The sequence below is a fragment of the Pseudideonella sakaiensis genome (assembly GCF_048320135.1).
Classification (GTDB): Bacteria; Pseudomonadota; Gammaproteobacteria; order Burkholderiales; family Burkholderiaceae_C; genus Ideonella_A; species Ideonella_A sakaiensis_A.
The window spans coordinates 5,482,567-5,504,548 of record NZ_CP182947.1 but is presented as its reverse complement, the minus strand read 5'-3'; the positions used below and the strand labels follow the sequence as shown (position 1 = coordinate 5,504,548).

Genomic DNA, 21,982 nt, shown 5'->3' with positions numbered 1-21,982 from the left:
GGCCAGCAGAAAACCGACATGAACCAGGCTGTTTCGATCACCGACCAGGATTATTTCTCGACGCTTGCCGATGCGGTCTGCACCGCCGTCGGCGGCTCCGAACGGACAACGCTGCTGCTGAAGGCCGAATGCAGCGACTTCATCCGCTTCAACCACGGGCTGCTGCGCCAGGCCACCGACGTCAGGCAGGCCCACGCGACGCTGGCGGTTGTTGCCGGGCGGCGCCGCATTGAATCGACGCTCAGCCTGAGCGGCAATGCCGATGCCGACCGCGCGCTGCTGCTCGGCGAGCGCGAACAGCTCGCCAGACTGCTGCCCGAGGTGCCGGACGACCCCTACCTGCTGCTGCCCGATACGGTCACCGATAGCCATCGCGAGCAGCGAGGCCAGTTGCCGGCGGCCGGTGAACTGATCCGCAGCGTCAGCGAAGCGGCGCGCGGGCTCGACCTGGTCGGCTTTTATGCTGCCGGCCCGGTGGTTCGCGCCTTTGCCGACAGCCGCGGCCAGCGCAACTGGCACCAGGTCGAACATTTCCATTTCGACTGGTGCATCTACCAGTCCGGCGACAAGGCCATCAAGACCGCGCTCGCCGGCGCCGACTGGGACGCCACGATGTTCGCCGATCAGCTGGCGATGGCCGCACAGCGCCTGCCGCTGCTGGCGCGCACGCCTCGGCTGCTGCCGGCCGGCGCCTACCGCGCGCTGCTGGCGCCGCGGGCGCTGGCCGAACTGCTCGATACCGCGGCCTGGGGCGGCTTCGGCGCAAAAGCCCGGCGCACCGGCACGTCGAGCCTGCACCGGCTTGCGCTCGCCGGCCCCGGCGGCACACGGCTGCATCCGTCGATCGACCTGCGCGAAGCGACCGCCGATGGCCTGGCACCGGCATTCACCGACGAAGGATTTGTCAAACCCGCCGAGGTGACGCTGATTGCTGCCGGCAAGGCCTGCGAGATGCTGGTCTCGCCGCGCTCATCCACCGAATTCGGGCTGCCGGCAAACGGCGCCAATGCGACCGAGACGCCGGAGTCGCTGCGGCTGGCCGCCGGCACGATCGCCGCGGCAGACGCGCTTCGCGCGCTCGATCGCGGCCTCTACATCAGCGACCTCTGGTATCTGAACTATTCGGACCGCAGTGCCTGCCGGATGACCGGCATGACGCGTTTTGCCTGCTTCTGGGTCGAGGATGGCGAGCTGGTCGAGCCGCTGCAGGTGATGCGCTTCGACGATTCCTTCCTGCGCATGTTCGGCTCCGGTCTGATCGGCCTGACCGCCGAGGTCGAGGTCGTGCCCGACAGCAGCACCTATGGCGAACGGCAACTCGGCTCGGTGACGACCCCCGGCGCGTTGATCGACGGACTGCAGCTGACGCTGTAGCGCGGTGCCGCGGCGCCGGCTCTGGAACGGCTTATGCATGCAGCATGCGTACACCGCCCCAGCCGTTCAGGAGCTGCGCCATGCCGGATACCGCCAGAACCGAGTTTTCGCACGTCAAGCCGACCGATACGCCGTGGCGCAGCGATGGCCTGCGCGATTTTTTTCTGTACCGTGACCTCGGCGTCGAGGCGGCAACCGGCGGCAAGGTCATTGCGCAGCTCGTCAAGGCCAACAAGGCACCCGAAAAGGGCACCGGCTGGCACCGGCATGGGGCCAGCTTCCACATCGTCATCATGACCCGGGGCTGGGCGCGCTTCATGTACGAGGACAAGGAAACGCTGGTCGAGGCGGGCGACTGCGTGCACCAGCGCCCGGGCATTACGCACTTCCTGTTCGACTACTCGCCTGAAATGAAACCCCCACGCTCGCGTTGCTCGCTGCCCCCCGAGGGGGCGCCTCAGTGGCTTCGGGCGGCCGGGCGCCACTGACATGGAATATATCGAGATCGTCGGCCCGGCCGATTTCACCAGCGTCGACGCCGAAGGGCCGTGCGCGGTTCCGGCGCCAACGCCCTGGCCGAGGTGATCAACGGCGGCCGCCTCAGAAATCCATCTCCAGTTCCTCGATATCGTCGGCCTCGAGCAATGCCGCGGCGATCCACTGCTGCATCTCCGGCAGCGCGATGATCGTGTTGCAGTAGCCGATGCAGAGGTCGGGCAACGCGACGTCGTAGGTCAGGAAACGGGTCACGACCGGCGCATACATTGCATCGGCAATGCCCGGACGGTTGCCATACAGGTAGGGCCCGCCGTGGTTCGTCAGGCACTCGGTCCAGATCTCGACGATGCGATCGATGTCGGGCTGCGCGCCGGTCCACACCTTGAAACCCGGATGGCGCGCCTTCAGGTTCATCGGCAATGCCGCGCGCAGGTTCGCAAATCCGGAATTCATTTCGCCGCTGACCGACCGGCTGTGCGCACGCGCCAGTCGATCGGCCGGCATCAGGCCGGCGTCGGGACAGATCTCGTCCAGATACTGCGCGATCGCCAGCGTATTCCAGACCTTTGCGCCATCGTGGCTCAGGCATGGCACGCGGATCGATGGCGCCAGCAGCAGCAGTTCCCTGCGCGCATCGACATCATCCGGTGAAACCATCACTTCATCGAACGGCAGCCCGGCAAACTTCACCAGCAGCCAGCCACGCAGCGACCACGACGAATAGTTCTTGCTGCTCAGCGTCAGGCTGGCTCGCGCGGCCGGCCGTTCGGGCCGACCTGCATCTGGTTTGTGCCGGCTGTTGCGGGCGCGGGTGGCGGCTGGGGCGGACTGCGGCATGTCGGTTCTCCCGGGTGCGGCTCAGGCTGGTGACCGGACCTCGTGCAAGCGCTGTGCCACCTGCCTGACGCCGCAGGCTGGCGCGCTAGTTGCTGGCCAGTCATGCAGCCGACCGGGAGCAACGCGATGATGTACGACGCCTACCAGGCCCATGCCGAATGGATGACACCGATCCGACACCTCGTCCACGAAGCGGTGCCGCTGCTCGATCGGCTGCCTGCAACGCCGGTCTGCCACGGCTTTGCTGCTGCTCGGCCGCAACGTCGGATCCTCGCCGCCTGCAAGACCTTCGCACTGGCCGAAGTCACCCACCATCGCCCGCCGTTCGCTATCGACAGCGTGACGATCGGAACCGAAGACGTCGCAGTGAGCGAGGAGGCCATGCTATCGACGCCGTTTGCCACGCTGCTGCACTTTCGCAAGCAGACGGCACCGGATCCGCCGCAGGCCAAGGTGCTGATCGCAGCGCCGATGTCGGGCCATTTCGCGACGCTGCTGCGCGACACCGTGCGCACGATGCTGCCCGACCACGACGTGTACATCACCGACTGGCACAACGCCCGCAATGTGCCGCTGTCGGCCGGCCGCTTCGGACTCGACGAGTACATCGACCACCTGATGGATTTTGTCGCCGCACTCGGCCCGGACGCCCATCTGGTCGCGATCTGCCAGCCCTGCGTCGCCGCCCTCGCCGCGGTGGCTCTGATGTCCGAGCAGCGGCACCCGGCGACCCCGGCCAGCCTGACGCTGATGGCAGGCCCGATCGATTGCCGCATCAGCCCGACGGCTGTCAATGCACTGGCCAACAGCAAGCCGATCGGCTGGTTCGAACAGCACCTGATCAGTGGTGTGCCGTGGCGCCATGCCGGTGCAGGCCGCCGCGTCTACCCGGGCTTCGTCCAGCTCGGCGCCTTCATCAGCATGAACAGGAGCCGCCACCTGCAGGCCTTCCGTGAATACTACGAATTGCTGTGCGAGCCGGATCCGGACCCTCAGCAGCAGCGCCGGCTCGAGGCCACCCGCGCCTTCTACGAGGAGTACCTGGCGGTCGCCGACCTGCCGGCCGAGTTCTACCTCGAGACGGTTGCCAAGGTGTTCCAGCACTGCGATCTCGCGACCGGCCGTCTGCGCCACCGCGACCGCGCGGTCGATCCGGCGTCGATCCGGCGCACCGCGTTGTTGACGATCGAAGGCGAACGCGACGACATCTGCAGCGCCGGCCAGACCCTGGCGGCCCAGGATCTGTGCAGCGGCCTGCGGCCCTGGCTGCGCACCCACTATGTGCAGGCTGGCGTCGGGCACTATGGCGTATTCAGCGGACGCAAATGGCAGAACCAGATCTATCCGCTGCTCAGGGAAGTGATCCGGCTGTCTCAATGAGCGCGTGTCCGGCCAACTTCCCAAGCTAGCCAGCGATGCAATCGGATGGTAACTTCGGTGCATCCGACGACAAGGATGCTCGCCAGCGCGCGCTGCATTCAGCCAACAATAACCGGAGGTTTCGATGATTCCTGATCGCCTGACCCACTTGGCAGTGCTTGCCGCCGCATTGGCACTCGCCGGCTGCGAAACCCCGCCCGCGAAGGCGCCGGCGGCAACGGCCCCGCCGGCAGCCGCTCCGGCCAGGGCGCCTGCGATGGCTGCACCCGCACCGTCGAGGCCGGCAACTGCCGCACCCCAGCCGGCGCCGTCATCGATCGGCATGCTCGAGACGATCCTGAAGCGGCTCGCCAGCGACAAGGGGGTATCGATCACCCGCACCTCGACCGGTGCGCTGCTGCTGCGCGCGACCGGCGACACCTCGTTCAATACCGGCAGTGCCGCGTTGAGCCCGAGCTTCATGGACTTCCTGCGCCAGCTTGCCAATGGACTGCAGACCTACTCCAATCTGTCGATGAAGGTCACCGGGCATACCGACAATACCGGCGACGCCCAGCTGAACGACAAGCTGTCGGAGGCGCGTGCCGCGGCGACGATCAACTTCCTCGTCAAGGAAGGCGTGCCGGCGAGCCGCATGCTCTCCGAGGGCAAGGGCCAGTCGGACCCGATCGCCAGCAATGACACGGCCGAGGGTCGCGCGTCGAACCGGCGGGTCGACATGCTGATCATCGAATTGCCGAAACAGTGAGTAGCCGCCGCGCGGCGTGTCTTTGCGGACGCAGCCGCGCCGGCGCATGGATCACCGGCCCACAAGCGCTGCGGCCCGCGCCGTCCGGCCTGCCGCGCCGCGCCGGCGCCCGATGGCATCTCCGGCACCATTCGGCCGGATGCGGCCATCCGGGTAACACCTAGGGTAACTGTGCGTGGGAATTGCGCGACACGCGGGCCCGGCCGGCTTGGTCGCGCCGGCACAATGCGGGATGGTTCGTGCAGCTGGAGCAGCCCCAATGAAAAAAATTTTCGCCCTTGCCGCGCTTGGCGCAACCGTCCCGGTCGCCATGGCGCAAAACGTCCAGCTGTATGGCATCGCCGATGCCGGTTACAGCCGAGTCACCGGTTTGCGCGGCGGCACCCAGAACCAGATCGTCAGCGGCATCATGGAAGGCTCGCGATTCGGCCTGAAGGGCAGCGAGGACATCGGCGGCGGATTCCGCGCGCTGTTCACGATGGAACACCGGCTCGAACTCGACACCGGCAGCACCGGCACCCGACCGGCGTCGGGCTCGCAACTGCCTGACCGCTTCTCGAATGCCGCGATGCTGGGCCTGTTCCCGGCGCTGCAACCCGCGGTCAGCGGCGTCGCGGCCAACATCGGCAGTACGCTCGGCGTCAACCTGCCAGGCCGGATGTGGGACCGCCAGGTGTGGGTCGGTCTGGTGACGCCGGTTGGCGCGATTCTCGCCGGTCGGCAGTACACGCCCGGCTACGAAGTCGCGGCGACCTTCGACACGACCAAGACCGAGTCGAGCCTGTCCGGTGGCCAGATCGGCTCCTTCCCTCCGACGATCGACATCCGGCTCGCCAACACGGTGGCCTACCGCATCGTCCAGGGTCCGATCTCTGCGGCGCTGATGTACGGCCTGCATGAAAACGATCCGGCCACCGGCCGTTTTGTCGGCGGCAATGTGATCTACAAGGGCGCGAAGTTTTCGGCCGGTGTCGCCCACAACACGCGCGAGAACGAATTCGGCCAGAAATCGCTGACGACCAGCGTCTTCGGCGGCACCGCCGACGTCGGCCCGGGCACCGCGGTCGGCCAGGTGATGCTGATCAAGGACAAGAACCCGTCGGGCCTGTCGTCGATCCGCACCGCGCTGACACCGCTGACCGGCGCAGCCACCGCGCTGGTGGTCGAGAACGCCTTCGTCCGTGCAGCCCGCCAGGATGCGCGCCTGTACCACGTCGGCTACCGACTGCCGGTCGGCCAGCACATGCTGAGCGTCGCCTACAGCTACCTCGATGACCGCCTCGGCACCAACTCCGACGTCGCCTCGTATGGCGCGGTCTTCACCTACGCCTTCTCGAAGCGCACCGACCTGAACATCGTGTTGACGCACTTCAACAACAAGAACCTGGCCCAGGCTGCGCCTGGACAGGCCGGTTTCCTCGGCGGCGTGACCGCCAGCGCCGGCACCGACTCGAACAATTTCGCGGTCGGCATTCGCCACCGCTTCTGATCCTGCTGGGCACCCCGCGCCCGCTGCCGCCAAGGCAACGGGCCGCGGTGATCAAATGGCCGACGCTTGCAGCGCCGGCCATTTTTTTTGCTGCGATCGGCCGTCGCGCCTGCCTTGTGATGCGTTGCCGGCCGGTGTACGCTGGCCGTTCGACACGCTGAACGACCGCCGCGCGGAGGTCGCCAGACGTTCGCAACCCAGAAACAACAGGAGAAGCCATGTCCAGCCACGTCTACAAGGTCGTCGAAATCGTCGGCTCGTCACCGACCGGCACCGATGCCGCGATCCAGCAGGCCCTCGAAACCGCGTCGAAGACGCTGCGCAACATCGACTGGTTCGAAGTCATCGAGACCCGCGGCCATGTCGTCAATGGCAAGGTCGGGCATTACCAGGTTGCGCTGAAGATCGGCTTCCGGCTCGAAGGCTGAGCCTGGCGGCGTGCCGGCGCCCAGTTCAGGCCCGGCGCGCGACCGTGGCCAGGCGTTGGCGGCGCCTGAATTCGCCGGGCGACACGCCGTTCCAGCGCCTGAATGCGCGGTGAAATGCGCTGACATCCTGAAAACCGAGCAGCGCCGCGATCGCCTCGACACTTGCATCTCCCTGGCACAGCTGCTCGACCGCCAGATCGCTGCGCAGCTGGTCCTTGATGCCCTGGTAGCTGCTGCCTTCGGCGTCGAGCCGGCGCCGCAGCGTCGTCTCGGCGGTGCCGAGTGCGCCGGCGACCGCAGCAAATACCGGCCAGCCGCGGTCCCGTTCGACAGCGGCGCGCAGGCAGCGCCGCACCCGCGCGGTCCAGCTGTCCTCGTTGCGGTATTTCAGGAAAACCGACTGCGGCGCGGTCGCCAGAAACCGCTTCAGGCTGGCGGCGTCCTGCACCACCGGCGCCGACAGCGCAGCGGCGTCGAAACGGATCGCGGTCCGCGGCGCATCGAAGGCGACATGCTGGCAGAACATCTGCGTATATTCACCGGCATGCGGCGGCCGCGGAAACGCGAAGTCGACCTGCTGCAGGGCCAGCCGGCGGCCGATCAGCCAGCACATCAGGCCATGCACCAGCACCAGAAAGGTCTCGTCGGCAAAGCGCCGATCGCTCGAATCGGCGATGCGGTTGGTGATGATGATCTCCGCCGTCGACGCATCGGCTGACAAAGACAGTTTGCCGCCGACATCGTCGAGCAGCACCGAAAAGCCGCGCAGCATCCGGCGCACCGCGCGGTCGAGGGTCGGGCAACCGAGCACCGCCTGGCTGAGCAGTGCAAAGCTGCCGACCTTCATCGCGCGGCTGTCGAGGCCGAAAAACTCATCGTCGAGTTCGCGTGCGACCGCCAGCCACAACGCCGAATAGGCCGGCGCCGGCACCCGGGCCCGGCCGATCAGTGCCAGTTCGGGCGGAATACCTGCCGCCGCCAGCACGCGGTCGCGCGCCGCGGGCGCCAGCCGGGCCACCGCTGCGGCGACGAAATAGGTCGAGACACTGTCCTTTTCGTTCGTGATGGCCTGCCCCCTGCCCCGGTATTCGTGGCAATTATCCGACCGCGCTGGCAAAAACAGCCACCATCCTGGTGGCTCAGGGCATGGCGGTCAGCGCAATACCTGACTACAGTGTCGGACCAGGAGACCCGACATGACCGATCTGTCCGCAGAGTACAAGGCGCTTGCACAATACAAGCCGACCCATAAGGTGCGTTTCGTCACCGCCGCGAGCCTGTTCGACGGCCACGACGCCGCGATCAACATCATGCGCCGCATCCTGCAGGGCATGGGCTGCGAGGTGATCCACCTCGGCCACAACCGCTCGGTCGACGAGGTCGTCACCGCGGCGCTGCAGGAGGATGTGCAGGGCATCGCGATCAGCTCCTACCAGGGCGGCCACGTCGAATATTTCAAATACATGGTCGACCTGCTGAAGCAGCGCGGCGGTGCCCACATCAAGGTATTCGGCGGCGGTGGCGGCGTCATCGTGCCGAGCGAGATCGCCGAGCTGCAGCAGTACGGCGTTGCCCGCATCTACAGCCCGGAGGATGGCCAGCGCATGGGCCTGGCCGGCATGATCGGCGAGATGGTGATGCTGGCCGACCTCGATTTGTCGGAGCACGCGCCGGCCTCGCTCGATGCGATCAAGGGCCCGTCCGAAAAATCACGGCGCTCGCTGGCGCAGCTGATCACCGCACTTGAAAACGGCAGCGTCGAACCGTCGCTGAAGGACAAGCTGCTCGAGCAGGCCAAGCAGATCAAGACGCCGGTGCTCGGCATCACCGGCACCGGTGGCGCCGGCAAGAGCTCGTTGACCGATGAGCTGATCCGCCGCATCCGCCTCGATCAGGACGACCGGCTGCAACTGGCGGTGATCAGCATCGATCCATCACGCCGCAAGAGTGGCGGCGCGCTGCTCGGCGACCGCATCCGGATGAATGCCATCGGCCCGTGGCGGCGCCGGCTGGAGTCAGCCGACGATAGCGGCCACCGCGTCTTCATGCGCAGCCTCGCGACGCGCGATTTCGGCAGCGAGGTCAGCCAGGCGCTGCCCGATGTGCTGGCCGCGGTCAAGCTGGCCGGCTTCGACCTGGTGATCGTCGAGACCTCGGGCATCGGCCAGGGCGATGCGGCGATCGTGCCGCTGGTCGACGTGCCGATGTACGTGATGACGCCGGAATTCGGCGCCGCCAGCCAGCTCGAGAAGATCGACATGCTTGACTTCGCCGAGTTCATCGCGATCAACAAGTTCGACCGCAAAGGCGCGGCCGACGCGCTGCGCGATGTCGCGAAGCAGGTGCAGCGCAACCGCGAAGCCTTCGGCACCAGTCCGGACCAGATGCCGGTCTTCGGCACGATGGCCAGCCGCTTCAACGACGACGGCGTCACCGCCCTGTACCAGGCGCTGCTGCCGCGGCTGACCGAGCTCGGACTGCAGGTCGGCGAGTCGCGGCTGCCGCCGGTGGCGACAAGGCACAGCACGCACCAGGTGCCAATCGTGCCCGGCGCCCGCGTGCGTTATCTGGCCGAAATCAGCGATACCGTGCGCGGCTACAAGCGCCGCGCGGTCGAACAGGCGCGGCTGGCACGCGAGATCCAGCAGTTGCGCGCATCGGCGACGATGCTCAACGACGCCAAGCCGGACAAGCCGAAGGCCGCCGAGGCGGCGATCAACCTCGCCGAGCAGCGCGAATCGCGGCTCGATCCGTCGGCCAAGAAGCTGCTGTCGATGTGGCCGCAGATGCAGCAGGCCTACGCCGGCGAGGAATATGTCGTGAAGATCCGCGACAAGGAGATCCGCACCTCGCTGATCCACACAACGCTGTCGGGCAACAAGATCCGCAAGGTCGCATTGCCGAAATACGAGGACCACGGCGAGATCGTGAAGTGGCTGATGCTCGACAACGTGCCGGGCAGCTTCCCGTATACCGCCGGCACCTTCGCCTTCAAGCGCGAGGGCGAGGATCCGACCCGGATGTTCGCCGGCGAAGGTGACGCCTTCCGCACCAACCGCCGCTTCAAGCTGCTCAGCGAAGGTTTGCCGGCGAAGCGCCTGAGCACCGCATTCGACTCGGTCACGCTGTACGGCAACGATCCCGATCCGCGGCCCGACATCTACGGCAAGGTCGGCAATTCGGGCGTGTCGATCGCGACGCTCGATGACATGAAGGTGTTGTACAGCGGCTTCGACCTGACGCATCCGGCGACCTCGGTCAGCATGACGATCAACGGACCGGCGCCGACGATCCTCGCGATGTTCATGAATACCGCGATCGACCAGAGCCTGCACAAGTTCAGGGTCGACAACAACCGCGAGCCGACCGACACCGAAGCCGACAAGATCCGCGCCTGGACGCTGGCGAATGTGCGCGGTACGGTCCAGGCCGACATCCTGAAGGAAGACCAGGGCCAGAACACCTGCATCTTCAGCACCGAGTTCAGCCTGAAGGTGATGGGCGACATCGCCGAATATTTCGTGCACCACGATGTGCGCAATTTCTATTCGGTGTCGATCAGTGGTTATCACATCGCCGAAGCCGGCGCCAACCCGATCAGCCAGCTGGCGTTCACGCTGAGCAATGGCTTCACCTTCGTCGAGGCCTATCTGGCCCGCGGCATGCACATCGACGATTTCGCGCCGAACCTGAGCTTCTTCTTCAGCAACGGCATGGATCCGGAATACACCGTGCTCGGCCGGGTCGCGCGTCGCATCTGGGCGGTCGCGATGAAGGAACGTTATGGCGCCAACGAACGTTCGCAGAAGCTCAAATACCACGTGCAGACCAGCGGGCGCAGCCTGCATGCGCAGGAGATCCAGTTCAACGACATCCGCACGACGCTGCAGGCGCTGATCGCGATCTACGACAACTGCAACAGCCTGCACACCAATGCCTTCGACGAGGCGATCACGACGCCGACCGAGGAAAGCGTGCGCCGCGCGATGGCGATCCAGCTGATCATCAACCGCGAGTGGGGGCTGGCGAAAAACGAGAACCCGAACCAGGGCGCATTCATCATCGACGAACTGACCGAACTGGTCGAGGAGATGGTGCTGCAGGAATTCGAGAAGATCGCCGAACGCGGTGGCGTGCTCGGCGCGATGGAAACCGGCTACCAGCGCGGCAAGATCCAGGAAGAGAGCATGCACTACGAGATGCTCAAGCACACCGGCGAGTACCCGATTGTCGGCGTCAACACCTTCCGCAATCCGCATGGCGACCAGGTGCCCGACGTGCTCGAACTGGCCCGCTCGACCGAAGCCGAGAAGCAGTCGCAGCTGACGCGGCTGGCCGAATTCCATTCCCGCCATGCAAATGAGGCGCCGGCGATGCTGCAGCGGCTGCAGAAGGCGGTGATCGACAACCAGAATGTGTTTGCGGTGCTGATGGATGCGGTGCGGGTCTGCTCGCTCGGCCAGATTACCGATGCCTTGTTCGAAGTCGGCGGCCAGTACCGGCGCAGCATGTGAGGTCGCAGAAGATGTTCAGAGCCCTGCTGCTGCAACGCACCGATGCAAAAACCAACGCGTCGCTGGTCGACCTCGACGAGGCGGCGCTGCCGGCCGGCAATGTCGACGTGCGCGTCGACTATTCGAGCCTCAATTTCAAGGATGCGCTGGCGATCACCGGCCGTGGCGCGATCGTCAAGAAATGGCCGCTCGTGCCCGGCATCGACCTCGCTGGCGTCGTCGAGCGCAGCGACGACCCTTCCTGGAAGGCCGGCGACCGCATCGTCGTCAACGGCTGGGGCATCGGCGAGACCGACTGGGGCGGCCTCGCGCAGCGCGCACGGCTGAAATCGGACTGGCTGCTGAAACTGCCGGCCGCCTACGACACGCGGCAGGCGATGGCGATCGGCACCGCCGGCTATACCGCGGCACTGTGCGTGATGGCGCTGCAGAAACACGGGCTGACGCCCGACAAGGGGCCGGTGCTGGTGACCGGCTCGACCGGCGGCGTCGGCTCGGTGGCGGTCGTGCTGCTGGCCGGGCTCGGCTTCGACGTCGTCGCATCGACCGGCCGCGCCGCCGAGACGGACTACCTGCGATCGCTCGGCGCGAAGGAAATCATCGATCGCGCCAGCCTGTCGGCGCCCGGCAAGCCGCTGCAAAGCGAGCGCTGGGCCGGTGTCGTCGATACCGTTGGCAGCCACACGCTGGCCAATGCCTGCGCGTCGACGAAGTGGTATGGCGCAGTGGCAGCGTGCGGCCTCGCGCAGGGTTTCGACCTGCCGGCGACCGTGATGCCGTTCATCCTGCGCGGCGTCACCTTGTACGGCATCAACTGCGTCTTCAATCCGAACGATGAGCGCCGCCGCGCCTGGGACCTGCTGGCCAGCCATCTGACACCGGAGCGGCTCGAATCGATGACCCACGAGATCGGGCTCAGCGACGCAATCTCGGCCTCGTCGGATCTGCTCGATGGGCGCTTGCGTGGGCGCACGGTGGTCGACGTCAACCGCTGAGACGTTATTCTGGACCCCTGTCCGATGCATGGGAGGTCCACACGATGTTGCCGCCGAAATCCACCACCCCGCTGCGCACATCGACGATGAAGCGGGTCGCGCCGCTGCAGACCAGGAAACCGGTCACCGTTTCGAAGATCGTCGACACCAATACGCTGATCGAAGCGCTGCGCAATCGCGTCAACGAACTCGAGGAACGGCTCGCAGCGCTCGAATCGGTGATCCAGGTGCAGAACGATGATGTCGTGATCGCCTCGAGCAAAAGCGTGCTGATCTCGGCTGGCGTCAACGTCGAGATTTCGGCCAACGTGAGGGTTCAGACCGCCGCCAGCTTGTCCGAGACGAATGCATCGGTGAGCAAGTTCTCCGGCCTCGTGCAATGCACGACGATCACCGCCGACAGCGTGATCGGGAAGTCCTACGCGCCGGGCGCAGGCAACGTCTGGTAGCAGGCCCTCGGCTCTGCAATAGCGGCAAGGCGTCAACTGCCGCTGCGGTTGTCGAAGCGTGGCGCCCGTTTTTCGAAGCCGGCGCGCACCGCCTCGATCTGGTTCGGTTGGCCGAGCAGGCGCTGCTGCTCGACCGATTCGGCAAGCAGCACCTCGGCCGCAGGCGCGTCGGCTGCACGGTTCAGCAGCCGCTTCGCGGCGCAGATTGCATCCGGACTGTGTGACGCGATCTGCCGCGCCAGCAGCCGGGCATCGTTCAGCGGATCGGAGCACAGCCGCGTCGCCAGGCCGAGTTGCACCGCCTCGGCGCCGGAGACGGTGCGGCCGGTATAAACCAGTTCGCGCATCACATCTGGCCGCAGCAAGCCGCGCATCAGCACCATGCCGGCCATGTCCGGGACGATGCCCCAGCGGATCTCCATCACCGACATCTTCAGGTCGGCGCTGACCAACCGGATATCGGCGCCGAGCGCGATCTGCAGGCCGCCGCCGTAGGCCACGCCATGGAGCGCGGCGATCACCGGCATCGGCAACTGGTGCCAGGCCCAGGCGACCTGCTGATAGGCATTGGCGAGCCCATGGGTACGCTCGCGCAGCCGGGCCGGGTTCAGATCCGGATTGATGCCGGCAACGGCTTTCGGGTCGCCGCTGGCGAGCCCGGCCATGCTTGCCATGTCGAGCCCGGAACAGAATGCCCTGCCCTCGCCCGACAACACCACGGCCCGCACGTCCGCCCGCGAGGCCAGCTGCCCGGTGACGTCCAGCAGCGCATCGAACATCGCCGGATCGAGCGCATTCATCTTGTCGGGGCGGTTCAGCCGCAAGTCGGCGACGCCGTCTTCGATCGTCAGCGTGATTCGCTCGCTCATGTTCGATCCCGGGAGTTGGCGGAGATCGATGTTAGCTCCGCTGTCCGGCGTTCAAGCCGCCGCTGCGCACCGCGCAGGCCGATCCCGAATTTCCCGGTGGGCTTGGCGGCCCTCCTGTGATACGGTTGAATGGGGGCAGCCAATCAGAACTGGCCACGATGCTCAAACTGTATTCCCGGTTCGACATCCGGACGTTGTGCGAGAGGCACGAATGCACTGGTTGCGAGGCCGGCGACCCGGCATCGGCCAGTTTCTGGCTGAGCCGTTTCATCGGCCACGGCGAACCGGCCTCGTCACTGCGGCTGGTGGCCGACGATGGCAGCGAGAGCTTCGAAATCAGCCGGCGCAGCGATACCGACCTGGTCGACATGCTGGCGCAGCGCATCGACAACGGCGAATTGCGCATCTGCAATCGGCTGGCCCGCCACGAAGAGCCGATGGTGCTGACGCCCGTGAGGCCGGTACCGCCCAAAGAGCCACCACCGCCCGTCTCGCGTCGTCGCTCGGCGCCAGTCGCAGCGCCGCCGCCGGAGCCGACGACGATGCCAGCGACGGTTGACGTTGCGGCGATGGCTGCCGTTCTCACTTCGGCCGCACAGGAAGGCGTGCCGTTCTGCGAAATCTGCGCAAGGGCGCAGGCAGAGCGCGAGCGGACGGCGGCATGATCAGCGACGAACTGCATCGGCAGATCGAACGGACCATGTGGCCGGACGGCGACCTGACACCCGGCAGCCTGTGGGCCATCCTCGACTGTGCCCGTGACACACAGGTCTATCCCGAGCTCCAGACGTCGCGCCTCGGCTACGAATGCCTGTACAGCGGCGAGTTGCCGACAGCGTTGAAGCATGTTGCGCCACACATCGTCGAACTGGGGCCGCGCTACAGGTTCACCCGCCGATTGTTCGACCTCTGCTGGGGCAGGAACTGGTGCATCTTTGCGCGGCTCAACGACGGCACGAGGTTGCGGGGCCATCTGCGCAAGCTGCTGACGGTCAAGACGGAGGACGGGCGCAAGCTGTTGTTCCGTTTCTACGACCCGCGGGTCTTGAGGACGTATCTGCCGACCTGCAACGCTGAAGAACTGCGGGCGGTGTTCGGGCCGATCAGCATCTTTTATGCCGAGAGCCTGGATGCGATGTCGACGCTGCGCGCCTACTCATTCGATGGCCGGGACCTGTGCCAGGTGCCGGACAACGCGCCAATCGGCCGCGGCAACTGATCAACCCGACAAGTCGAACCATGCTGCTGATCCGCACAGCCCAGTTGACGGCGATCGACCTTGCCCGCCAGCAGGAGCAGCAGGCCTGGATGATCCAGGCATTGACCGGCAGCTACCGCACCGGCACCCGTCGCCCGGCCCGGCACCAGGCGAGCGAAACGGTACGGATCGGCTTCGAGCGGGCTCGGTCGCACGGCTTCGTGCGCCAGGCCGACATCTTCGAATTCGTCAAGCTGGTGCGCCGCTGGGGGCACGGCTTCGGCGTCGATGACGCCACCGCATGGGCCAGGGTCATCCTGGCCAAACGGCATGCCAGCAGCCGGCAGCGGCTGCACGCACTTGTCGCCGAATCCGAACGCAGGATCGCCGCGAGCGGGTTGGCCGGAACAGGCGACGAGGAAACACGGATTCGGGTCGTCGCAATGGCACCTGACCCCGCTGGCGAAGGCTGATGGTCAGGATCACCGCGCCCGCATCGCCACCGCGCAAGGTTTGCGGGGGTTCGCGATGAGCGGCTGCTGCTTCGGGAACAGCCGCTGCGCCGGCACCGACGGCCGGGTGGCGAAATTCACCAGCGATGATTTGTCGGTTCTGGAACGCGGCGTCCGCGAGGGTTCGTTCCTGTTGCTGAATTGCCAGGCACTGCATGCCGCGCTGCCAGGCGACATCGGGCTCGCGAAGCTGGCATCGATTCTGGGGCATTGGCGCAAATTGAGAGCACAGCTGAACGAGCCATTGCGAGGCCGCATCGAAGACGCGAAGGACCGCAGAAAGCGCGCGAACGCCAAGATTTACGCATTGCAACTTGAGCTGTCCCCGGTGGAGCGGCAGCGTGATGACGCTCAGTACCAGCCGCAAGCCACCGCGGCTCCACGAGGTGGCGTGCTGCCACCGCTCGATTACACGGATCGGTTGCGGTTGGAACTCAGGCAGCAACAGAAACGTGTTGACAGAGCAGATCAAATAATCCGCGATGCGGAAGATGAACTCAATGCGATTGCGAACGCCAATGACCACGACGAGCTGCTACGGCTTGCGGCGGACCACGAGGTGGAGCGGCAACGTGCTGGGCCTCAGCAACCCACTGCGCCTCAGAAACCTCGCAACCAGGCATCCAGCAACGCGCGCAGCGGGCGGTACAAGCAAGCCATCGCGGCTACACAACGGGGGACTGTTGTCGACGCCATCTTGGAGAACCTCGGCCCCGTCAAGCAAGCCATCGGCGATCTGGCACTGATGGAGTGCTTGAAAGCCTATCCCAGGGATACGCCTTCACAAGACGAGTTGCAGCACGTGCTGGAACAGATCGATGAGGCGCTCGATCACTACCAATGCCGGGATTGCGGCACGTGCATGTTGTGCCATGCGTCGCCGAACAAATATGTCCTCGGCAACAAGCTTCTCGGCTTTGCCTTTCGAGAGGTCGATGCAACTGAAACGTGGGGACTGAAGTATCCGGTCAGGAGAGAGGAGAACAGCCAGAGATGGGTGCGGCTGGATGCGAATCTGTTCAGGGACAAGTGGGCGAATGGGCCGAGCAGAGTGCCAGCGGACATCTGCTGGAACTGGTTCTACCGCATGCAACGCAATGTGGTCGACGAAAATTTCAACGATGCACTTAGGGCCATGCGGCATCGGCCATTGCAACCCGGAAGTGCACTGAGAAAACACGGCGAATTTCCGGCTCGATGGCTGCTTGAGAATATCAACGAACGAGGCGCGCACAACTGCGACCCGGCCAGCCGGCTGCTGTGCCTGCGCTGCGCAAGTCTGATCAAGATGTTGGAGCCGCCCGCGCAACCCTCGGTGTCGATCGAGCGCATCGACCCGCCGGAGCAACAACAGGCAGGACAGACCGCCACGGTTCACGTGCGCTTCGACGGTCCGATTTTCAGCCCACGTGCCGAACACCTCGGTATCGCCGGTGCTCACTATCCGGCAGCAAATGTGGAGATCTTCGCGCCGGAGTTCGATGTCGATACCGAACGTCTGATGGTGCGGGTCGACGACGCGGCCGAACAAGCAGTTTCGGAACCGCACACCGCCAGATTCCGGATCACCAGCGAAACGGCCTGCGCCGGCCTCATCAAGCTGCGCGACCCGCGCTGGTGCAGCCTCGGCGAATCGATTTCGCTTCCGTACCGATTCGTGGCGGCGGAGCAGGCACTTCCGGTCGTCACGTTTGCGCCTGAAAAAGGCTGGAACAACAAGGGCGCTTCGATACCGGTCTACGACAAGGATCAGGGCGAAGAAGTCGGCTTCAGGATCTGCCGGCTCGGCGGCAGTGGCTCGGCCATCAGTGGCAAACTCCGCTGCGAAGCTTTTCCGGCACCGATCCCATTCGAGTTCCCGGCCGGCCGTGGCGACCGGGATGTCGATGTCTCGTTGCCATCCAGTGCCGAGCTGAAGCTTCGCAAGGGCGAGACCGAATCGACCTGGCCGGTCGAGCTGCAGCTCGACGACCAGACCCTGTGCAGACTGTCCGAGACGGTCAGGGCGATTCGCGTCATCAGGTCGCCTGCCGTGTTGCCCTGCGGACTCCCGGAGCAGGAGATCAAGTCGAAACCGTGCAATCTGAAGTTGCTGCGGGTGACCGAGTTGCATTCCGGCCAGCCGCCGAAGGAGATTCATCCCGGTTCCAATCGCACCGGCATCTTCGTCGTGCGCAACGAGCAGGCTGTCGCAGCGGATGAACTCGGCTACGACCCCGACCGGCCCAAGGAGCCTCCGCTGATCCAGGTGACTGCCGGGTCCGCCGACATGGTCAAGGACAGCAACCAGGGCCAGTACCACCAGACGCACTTGAAGATCGAACTCGAAGGCGAGTTCTGCGCCAAACACCCGAAGTTGAGGGTGGTAGAGATTGCCCCGGATGGCACCGAGGACCCGCTCGCCGATTCGAAAGCACTGGACTGGAGCAGCGACATATTCCGCGCCGAGCAGCGCTGGGACGACGAGGGATCGATCGCCGAAAAATCGATCAAGGAATTCTTCAAGTACATCTATCGAAACCGCGATGATCTCGACCCGCTGCTCGAGGATCTGGAGAGCGTGCTGGCCGTTCTGGCAGCGAAGGCGCAGGATCTTGCCGAAGACGGCCTTCGCGAAGCGGAAAAGGCGGCCCGCGCGGCCGAGCAGGCCGTCGAAGATGCGTTGAGTGCGGCGCGAGACGCTGCGGTTGCGGCGGCCAGGCAGGCAGCCGAAGCGGCGCAGGCTGCGGCCAGGGCGGCACAGCAGGCCGCCGAAGCCGCCGCCGATGCGGCAAGGCAACTTGCCAATTCGGCTGCAGACCGCGCACGCGAGGCGGCTGCAGAAGCGGCCCGCGCCGCACAGGCGGCGGCAGAGGCGGCAAAGCGGGCTGCGGCGGCAGCCCGAGCCGCCGCAGAAAAGGCTGCGGCGGTCGCCCGCGAGGTGGCTGACGAGGCCGTTGCCGCGGCTTCACGCACCGCAGCAGCGGCCGCAGACGCGGCCCAGGCTGCAGCGGCGGCCGCGATCAATGCCGCCGGGGCGGCGGCCGAAGCCGCGCTGGCGCTCGCCATCAACGGTGCACAGCCCATCGTCGATGCGTTGAATGCGGCTGCCGAAGCGGCCCAGCAAGCCGCCCAGGCCGCATGGGAAACCGCGCTGGCCGTCGTCGACGCTGCAGCCGCCGCCACCGAGGCCGTTGCGAAGGTGGCCGACGCGGCGATTCGCAATGCAGCAGAACTGGCCAGGCAGGTTGCAAAGGCGGCGAAACGTGTGGCCAGGCAAGCCGAAGCGCTGGCAAAACGAATCGCTGCCGAAGTCAAAGCCCTCGGCCGGGGCATCGCCGACGAAGTCAGGCGGCGCTACAGGCAGGCCATCGATCAGGCGCAGAAAATTGCCAGCAAGGCCAAGGAGATTGCCGACAAAGCCAGAAAACTCGCCGAGCAGGTGGCGGCGGCCGCCGAAAAACTGGCCAACGCGCTGGTCGATGCGGCGCAGGAGCTGGCGCGGCAAGTCGCCGGTGCAGCTCAGGATGCAGCAAGCGCAGCCCTCGAGGCCGCGCATGAAGTCGCCGCCAAGTTGGCGCGGTTGCTGCAGCAGGCCGCGAAGTTCGCGCGCGACGCCGCAGCATCCGCCGCGCGAGCCGCGCAGGCCTGCGCTGAATTTCTCGCGTCACTGGCGTCGACTGCGCTCGGCCTGATCAACACGCTGCTGCAGGGTATCGAGCCACATGCACCTGGCCTGCCGCGCGGCGACATGCCGCGCAGCCCGAAGAGCATGCGACTGAAGCAGTACCGGATCGTGGCCGAGTGCTGCGGCACCGATTGCGACTCGGCCGACGCGGAAACGCGTGCGCTGGGCGCAATGATCCAGGTCTTTCCATCCGACGAGTTCGTACTGCATTTCGACGGACCGGAGCTGACGCCGTTCGAGATCGCGAAGGACGGGCGGGCCGCCAGCAGCGAGGACGACACGATCGGCTTCGACGACGACCCGTCGAGAACACAGAACCTGAGCATCCGGATCGATGATCTCTACACCACGGCTCGCGCCGGCGGCGAAAGCAATGACCGGTCGAGATCGTTCCAGGGGACCAACCAGCTCGAGCGGGCTCCGTTCAAGAACGAGGAGACCGACAGTCTCCTGGGCAAGATGTACCGCGGCGCGAAGTCGCTGTTCCCGAGCACGACTGGCGAAGTCATGCTGCTGCACAACGGAAACAAGAATGGCTTGCACGGCCAGGCACTGGCGGTTGCCGAGTCGATGGTCAAGGTACTTCAGTCGACATGGGCCGTGCAGGATGTCTGGAACGGTTTGCAGGGGCTGATGCCGACGGTCGGCTGGGGCTTCGAGGTCGGCATCGCGATCATGGAGGGCGAACTCGACTGGCAATGGGGTTTCAAGGAGTTCGACGACCACCGCGTCTTCTATTGGGAGGAGGCCGGCACCGAACTGACGGTCGCCCGCATTTATTTCAGGCTTTATATCGGGCCCCGTCTGCGCATCCTGTTCGTCAAGTTCGAGTGCGTGTTGTATGGCCTGATCACACTGGATTTCGGCTATACGGCATCCTGGGAGGTGAAGGGGCCGAAGCAGGTCACCCGACCGACCGAGAGTGCGCCGTCTGACTACCCGGATGAGGCGACCACCACCCGGCTGGTGAATGGCATCCGCCAGAAGGCGGAGCAGGCGGTCGAGACGGTCGAAGCCGCCAAGGGCACGGTGAAGCAGGCACTGGGCATGGCGGTGGAGGTCGAGGTCGAGCAGCCCGACACGGCCGGCGCCAGCGAACGCGGCAGCTTCGAAAAATCCGGCGATGGGTCGTGGTACCAGGCGGCGACCCGAGCCGAGCTCGGGGCCAACCTCGTCTTGATCCACGAAAACATCCTGCAATGCAACGCGGCGGTGAAGACCGGCTACAAGATCCGGGCGCGCCGGCTCGAGGAACACCCCGGAATGGAAGCCGAGACCTATTTCATCGGCCTGTCGTTCGTTGCCACCGCCTCCTGCAAGCTGTTCAAGGAGAAGCGCAAGATCGTTCCGATACTCGCTGGCGACCCGCTTGGATCACCGCGTTCGCGGATGGTCGTCCCGCGCGAGCCGGGCGCCGCCTGGGACGACATCCGCAAACAGCTGGCCCGGGTTGCCGCCGAGCGCGATCGTCGGGAAGATTTCCTGACAGCGGCGGTGCACGATTGGGACGAAACCCGGATCGAGCTGATCGCGACGACGACAGGTTTCCACGTTGATGAGAGCAGTCTCCTGAAGGATGGTCCCGGCCGATACTGGGATCGCCTGAAAAGCACATTCGAGCAGGAAACCGGCTCGACCAGACGCGGCCGGTTGCGGCCGAAACACCCGGTCAAGGTCAAGCTGCAAGAGCATGCGCAGAAAGCCGACCAGGCATTCCTGAGGGTACGCGAAATGCTCGACGAACTGCAGGCTTTGGTACCGAGTCTCGACGAGCAAGCCAAGACGCTGTCGGAAGCAGAGTACGAACTTGCCGGCAAGACCCGCAAGGAGATCGCGCCTCGGCAAAAGGAACTTCGCGACACCATCGCGGAGATCGAGAAGGAGGTCAAGGCGATCAACGCAAAAACCGAAGCGGCCAGGTTGACCAGTGCGGCGTCGGATCTCCGGGTCTGGGCGAGGCTGCGCACGGTCACCGTGGCGGTGGAGGCAAGCGACGATCAAATTGAGGCGCTGTTGCCCGACGATGAACGGGAACTGGTACCGCATCCTCCACCCCGCGACCAGATGAGACGGTACAAAGTGGTGCCGCCGATGAAAGGCGGAGATCGCAATGGCTGAGTCCTACCTCGTCCTCGAATGCGCCGCTGAAGGCTGCGTCGCCGAGTTCTACCTGAACGATATCCCGGTGATCATTCGCGGCCCGGAAATCGGCCGCTTTTTCTGCGGCCCGATGGACGACCATTTTGTCGATGGTGTCAACGAGTTGGCGATTGTCGTCAATCCGGGGCCGACGCCGGGCGAGGCGCTGACGGGCGCGGAGCGGAATCGCGACTGGCGAAACGTCGACAAGGAGCGTGCCTGGGCCAAGGTGTCGCGCTACCCGGTCGGTGCGACGGTCGGCGATGGGCAGGGCATCGAGATGATGGCTGTCGAATGGCAGGCGCCGAGCCGGCGAACCACGTGCGTTTTCCCGCAGATCTGCTCGACCGTCGTCGATCTTGGCCCGCTGTACGGCCGCTGGCGTTGGCAGGATTCACCCGTGCTCGGCACCGGCGCCGACGTGCAGGCCGAGATCGATGCCCTGATGCAGGCGCTGCATGCATCTCTGCAGCGCGGCGAGGTCGATCTGTTTCTTGCGCTGAGCCGGCACAGGCTGACCGAGGGTGAGAAGGCGTATCAACTGATCCCGGGCGAAAAGCAGCAGATGATTCGCGACGTGATGGCCGAGGAGACCGCGCAGGACTGGTGGGGAATGGAAGCGCTCGACCCTTCCCGATACGACCTGCGCTGCTGCGCCGGCGACCGGATGGTCGAACTGATTGCGAAGGACTGGCTGCCGATCCTGCGCGAGAAGCCTGACGACGAGGACGGAATCGGCTACTACAAGTGTTTTCTGGCCAGGATCGACGGCGAGTTGCAGATCGTGCGATGAGCAGAACCGAAGCAACGATGCAGCCCCTCGACCAGGCAGTGACTGAATTCCTGTCGCAACACTATGCGGGCAGGACGGCAAGCCTTGCCTTG

Annotated in this window: 16 protein-coding genes and 1 pseudogene; 14 read left to right on the top strand and 3 right to left on the bottom strand. The window is 65.5% G+C overall.

The features are described 5' to 3' along the window. The first annotated feature begins 18 nt into the window (after positions 1–18). A complete protein-coding gene (locus ACNH6H_RS25140; RefSeq protein ID WP_418321014.1) occupies positions 19–1,374 on the top strand; it encodes a metallopeptidase TldD-related protein in 1,356 nt (451 codons plus the stop codon). An 80-nt stretch (positions 1,375–1,454) separates the two neighbouring features. Then, positions 1,455–1,959: pseudogene (locus ACNH6H_RS25135) on the top strand (cupin domain-containing protein). 15 nt (positions 1,960–1,974) lie between these two features. Here the strand turns inward: ACNH6H_RS25135 and ACNH6H_RS25130 are convergent. Next, positions 1,975–2,709 (bottom strand): glutathione S-transferase, encoded by a 735-nt coding sequence (locus ACNH6H_RS25130; protein WP_418321013.1) that lies wholly within the window; start codon positions 2,707–2,709, stop codon positions 1,975–1,977. A 126-nt stretch (positions 2,710–2,835) separates the two neighbouring features. Here ACNH6H_RS25130 and ACNH6H_RS25125 point away from each other — a divergent pair, with 126 nt between their 5' ends. The 4 genes from ACNH6H_RS25125 to ACNH6H_RS25110 all read left to right on the top strand — a co-directional run bounded on the left by ACNH6H_RS25125 (position 2,836) and on the right by ACNH6H_RS25110 (position 6,754). Next, complete coding sequence (locus ACNH6H_RS25125; RefSeq protein WP_418321012.1) at positions 2,836–4,089, top strand: polyhydroxyalkanoate depolymerase; 1,254 nt, start codon at positions 2,836–2,838, stop codon at positions 4,087–4,089. A gap of 124 nt (positions 4,090–4,213) precedes the next feature. Continuing rightward, complete coding sequence (locus ACNH6H_RS25120; RefSeq protein WP_418321010.1) at positions 4,214–4,837, top strand: OmpA family protein; 624 nt, start codon at positions 4,214–4,216, stop codon at positions 4,835–4,837. A gap of 259 nt (positions 4,838–5,096) precedes the next feature. After that, the gene (locus tag ACNH6H_RS25115; RefSeq protein WP_418321008.1) at positions 5,097–6,326 is read left to right on the top strand and encodes a porin; all 1,230 of its coding nucleotides are present in this window, start codon (positions 5,097–5,099) and stop codon (positions 6,324–6,326) included. 218 nt (positions 6,327–6,544) lie between these two features. Next, positions 6,545–6,754 (top strand): dodecin, encoded by a 210-nt coding sequence (locus tag ACNH6H_RS25110; RefSeq protein WP_418321006.1) that lies wholly within the window; start codon positions 6,545–6,547, stop codon positions 6,752–6,754. A gap of 25 nt (positions 6,755–6,779) precedes the next feature. On the opposite strand, the gene ACNH6H_RS25105 is transcribed toward ACNH6H_RS25110, so the two are convergent. Continuing rightward, complete coding sequence (locus ACNH6H_RS25105; RefSeq protein ID WP_418321004.1) at positions 6,780–7,871, bottom strand: AraC family transcriptional regulator; 1,092 nt, start codon at positions 7,869–7,871, stop codon at positions 6,780–6,782. A gap of 79 nt (positions 7,872–7,950) precedes the next feature. Here ACNH6H_RS25105 and icmF point away from each other — a divergent pair, with 79 nt between their 5' ends. The 3 genes from icmF to ACNH6H_RS25090 are packed head-to-tail and all read left to right on the top strand — an operon-like array spanning position 7,951 to position 12,712. After that, positions 7,951–11,268 carry a fused isobutyryl-CoA mutase/GTPase IcmF gene (gene icmF, locus ACNH6H_RS25100; protein WP_418321002.1) on the top strand — a complete coding sequence of 1,106 codons (3,318 nt, stop codon included), beginning with the start codon at positions 7,951–7,953 and terminating at the stop codon, positions 11,266–11,268. Positions 11,269–11,279: 11 nt separating this feature from the next. Next, positions 11,280–12,263 carry an MDR family oxidoreductase gene (locus ACNH6H_RS25095; RefSeq protein WP_418321000.1) on the top strand — a complete coding sequence of 328 codons (984 nt, stop codon included), beginning with the start codon at positions 11,280–11,282 and terminating at the stop codon, positions 12,261–12,263. 44 nt (positions 12,264–12,307) lie between these two features. After that, positions 12,308–12,712, top strand: coding sequence for a hypothetical protein (locus ACNH6H_RS25090; protein ID WP_418320998.1), 405 nt, complete (start codon positions 12,308–12,310; stop codon positions 12,710–12,712). Between the two features lie 32 nt (positions 12,713–12,744). Here ACNH6H_RS25090 and ACNH6H_RS25085 read toward each other — a convergent pair whose 3' ends face one another. Beyond that, positions 12,745–13,581, bottom strand: a complete 837-nt coding sequence (locus ACNH6H_RS25085) for a crotonase/enoyl-CoA hydratase family protein (RefSeq protein WP_418320996.1) — start codon at positions 13,579–13,581, stop codon at positions 12,745–12,747. Positions 13,582–13,739: 158 nt separating this feature from the next. On the opposite strand from ACNH6H_RS25085, the gene ACNH6H_RS25080 reads away from it, so the two are divergent. The 5 genes from ACNH6H_RS25080 to ACNH6H_RS25060 are packed head-to-tail and all read left to right on the top strand — an operon-like array spanning position 13,740 to position 21,890. After that, on the top strand, positions 13,740–14,246 hold the full coding sequence (locus tag ACNH6H_RS25080) for a hypothetical protein (RefSeq protein WP_418320994.1): 507 nt from the start codon (positions 13,740–13,742) through the stop codon (positions 14,244–14,246). Continuing rightward, positions 14,243–14,800 (top strand): DUF4123 domain-containing protein, encoded by a 558-nt coding sequence (locus ACNH6H_RS25075; protein ID WP_418320992.1) that lies wholly within the window; start codon positions 14,243–14,245, stop codon positions 14,798–14,800. Before ACNH6H_RS25080 ends, ACNH6H_RS25075 begins: the two co-directional genes overlap by 4 nt. Before the next feature lie 20 nt (positions 14,801–14,820). Further along, positions 14,821–15,252 (top strand): hypothetical protein, encoded by a 432-nt coding sequence (locus tag ACNH6H_RS25070; protein WP_418320991.1) that lies wholly within the window; start codon positions 14,821–14,823, stop codon positions 15,250–15,252. Between the two features lie 55 nt (positions 15,253–15,307). Continuing rightward, entirely contained in the window at positions 15,308–21,076 is a 5,769-nt protein-coding gene (locus ACNH6H_RS25065; protein ID WP_418320990.1) for a hypothetical protein, read from the top strand. Next, positions 21,069–21,890, top strand: a complete 822-nt coding sequence (locus ACNH6H_RS25060; RefSeq protein ID WP_418320989.1) for a hypothetical protein — start codon at positions 21,069–21,071, stop codon at positions 21,888–21,890. The genes ACNH6H_RS25065 and ACNH6H_RS25060 overlap by 8 nt, the downstream gene beginning before the upstream one ends. The last annotated feature ends 92 nt before the right edge of the window (positions 21,891–21,982 follow it).

What these genes read in the sequence shown, in the direction of transcription:
- ACNH6H_RS25065 (WP_418320990.1), top strand. Translation starts at nt 15,308, where the DNA reads ATGAGCGGCTGCTGCTTCGGGAACAGCCGCTGCGCCGGCACCGACGGC.
- ACNH6H_RS25095 (WP_418321000.1), top strand. Translation starts at nt 11,280, where the DNA reads ATGTTCAGAGCCCTGCTGCTGCAACGCACCGATGCAAAAACCAACGCG.
- ACNH6H_RS25080 (WP_418320994.1), top strand. Translation starts at nt 13,740, where the DNA reads ATGCTCAAACTGTATTCCCGGTTCGACATCCGGACGTTGTGCGAGAGG.
- ACNH6H_RS25060 (WP_418320989.1), top strand. Translation starts at nt 21,069, where the DNA reads ATGGCTGAGTCCTACCTCGTCCTCGAATGCGCCGCTGAAGGCTGCGTC.
- ACNH6H_RS25140 (WP_418321014.1), top strand. Translation starts at nt 19, where the DNA reads ATGAACCAGGCTGTTTCGATCACCGACCAGGATTATTTCTCGACGCTT.
- ACNH6H_RS25110 (WP_418321006.1), top strand. Translation starts at nt 6,545, where the DNA reads ATGTCCAGCCACGTCTACAAGGTCGTCGAAATCGTCGGCTCGTCACCG.
- ACNH6H_RS25085 (WP_418320996.1), bottom strand. Translation starts at nt 13,581, where the DNA reads ATGAGCGAGCGAATCACGCTGACGATCGAAGACGGCGTCGCCGACTTG.
- ACNH6H_RS25115 (WP_418321008.1), top strand. Translation starts at nt 5,097, where the DNA reads ATGAAAAAAATTTTCGCCCTTGCCGCGCTTGGCGCAACCGTCCCGGTC.
- ACNH6H_RS25130 (WP_418321013.1), bottom strand. Translation starts at nt 2,709, where the DNA reads ATGCCGCAGTCCGCCCCAGCCGCCACCCGCGCCCGCAACAGCCGGCAC.
- ACNH6H_RS25120 (WP_418321010.1), top strand. Translation starts at nt 4,214, where the DNA reads ATGATTCCTGATCGCCTGACCCACTTGGCAGTGCTTGCCGCCGCATTG.
- ACNH6H_RS25075 (WP_418320992.1), top strand. Translation starts at nt 14,243, where the DNA reads ATGATCAGCGACGAACTGCATCGGCAGATCGAACGGACCATGTGGCCG.
- ACNH6H_RS25125 (WP_418321012.1), top strand. Translation starts at nt 2,836, where the DNA reads ATGATGTACGACGCCTACCAGGCCCATGCCGAATGGATGACACCGATC.
- ACNH6H_RS25070 (WP_418320991.1), top strand. Translation starts at nt 14,821, where the DNA reads ATGCTGCTGATCCGCACAGCCCAGTTGACGGCGATCGACCTTGCCCGC.
- ACNH6H_RS25090 (WP_418320998.1), top strand. Translation starts at nt 12,308, where the DNA reads ATGTTGCCGCCGAAATCCACCACCCCGCTGCGCACATCGACGATGAAG.
- icmF (WP_418321002.1), top strand. Translation starts at nt 7,951, where the DNA reads ATGACCGATCTGTCCGCAGAGTACAAGGCGCTTGCACAATACAAGCCG.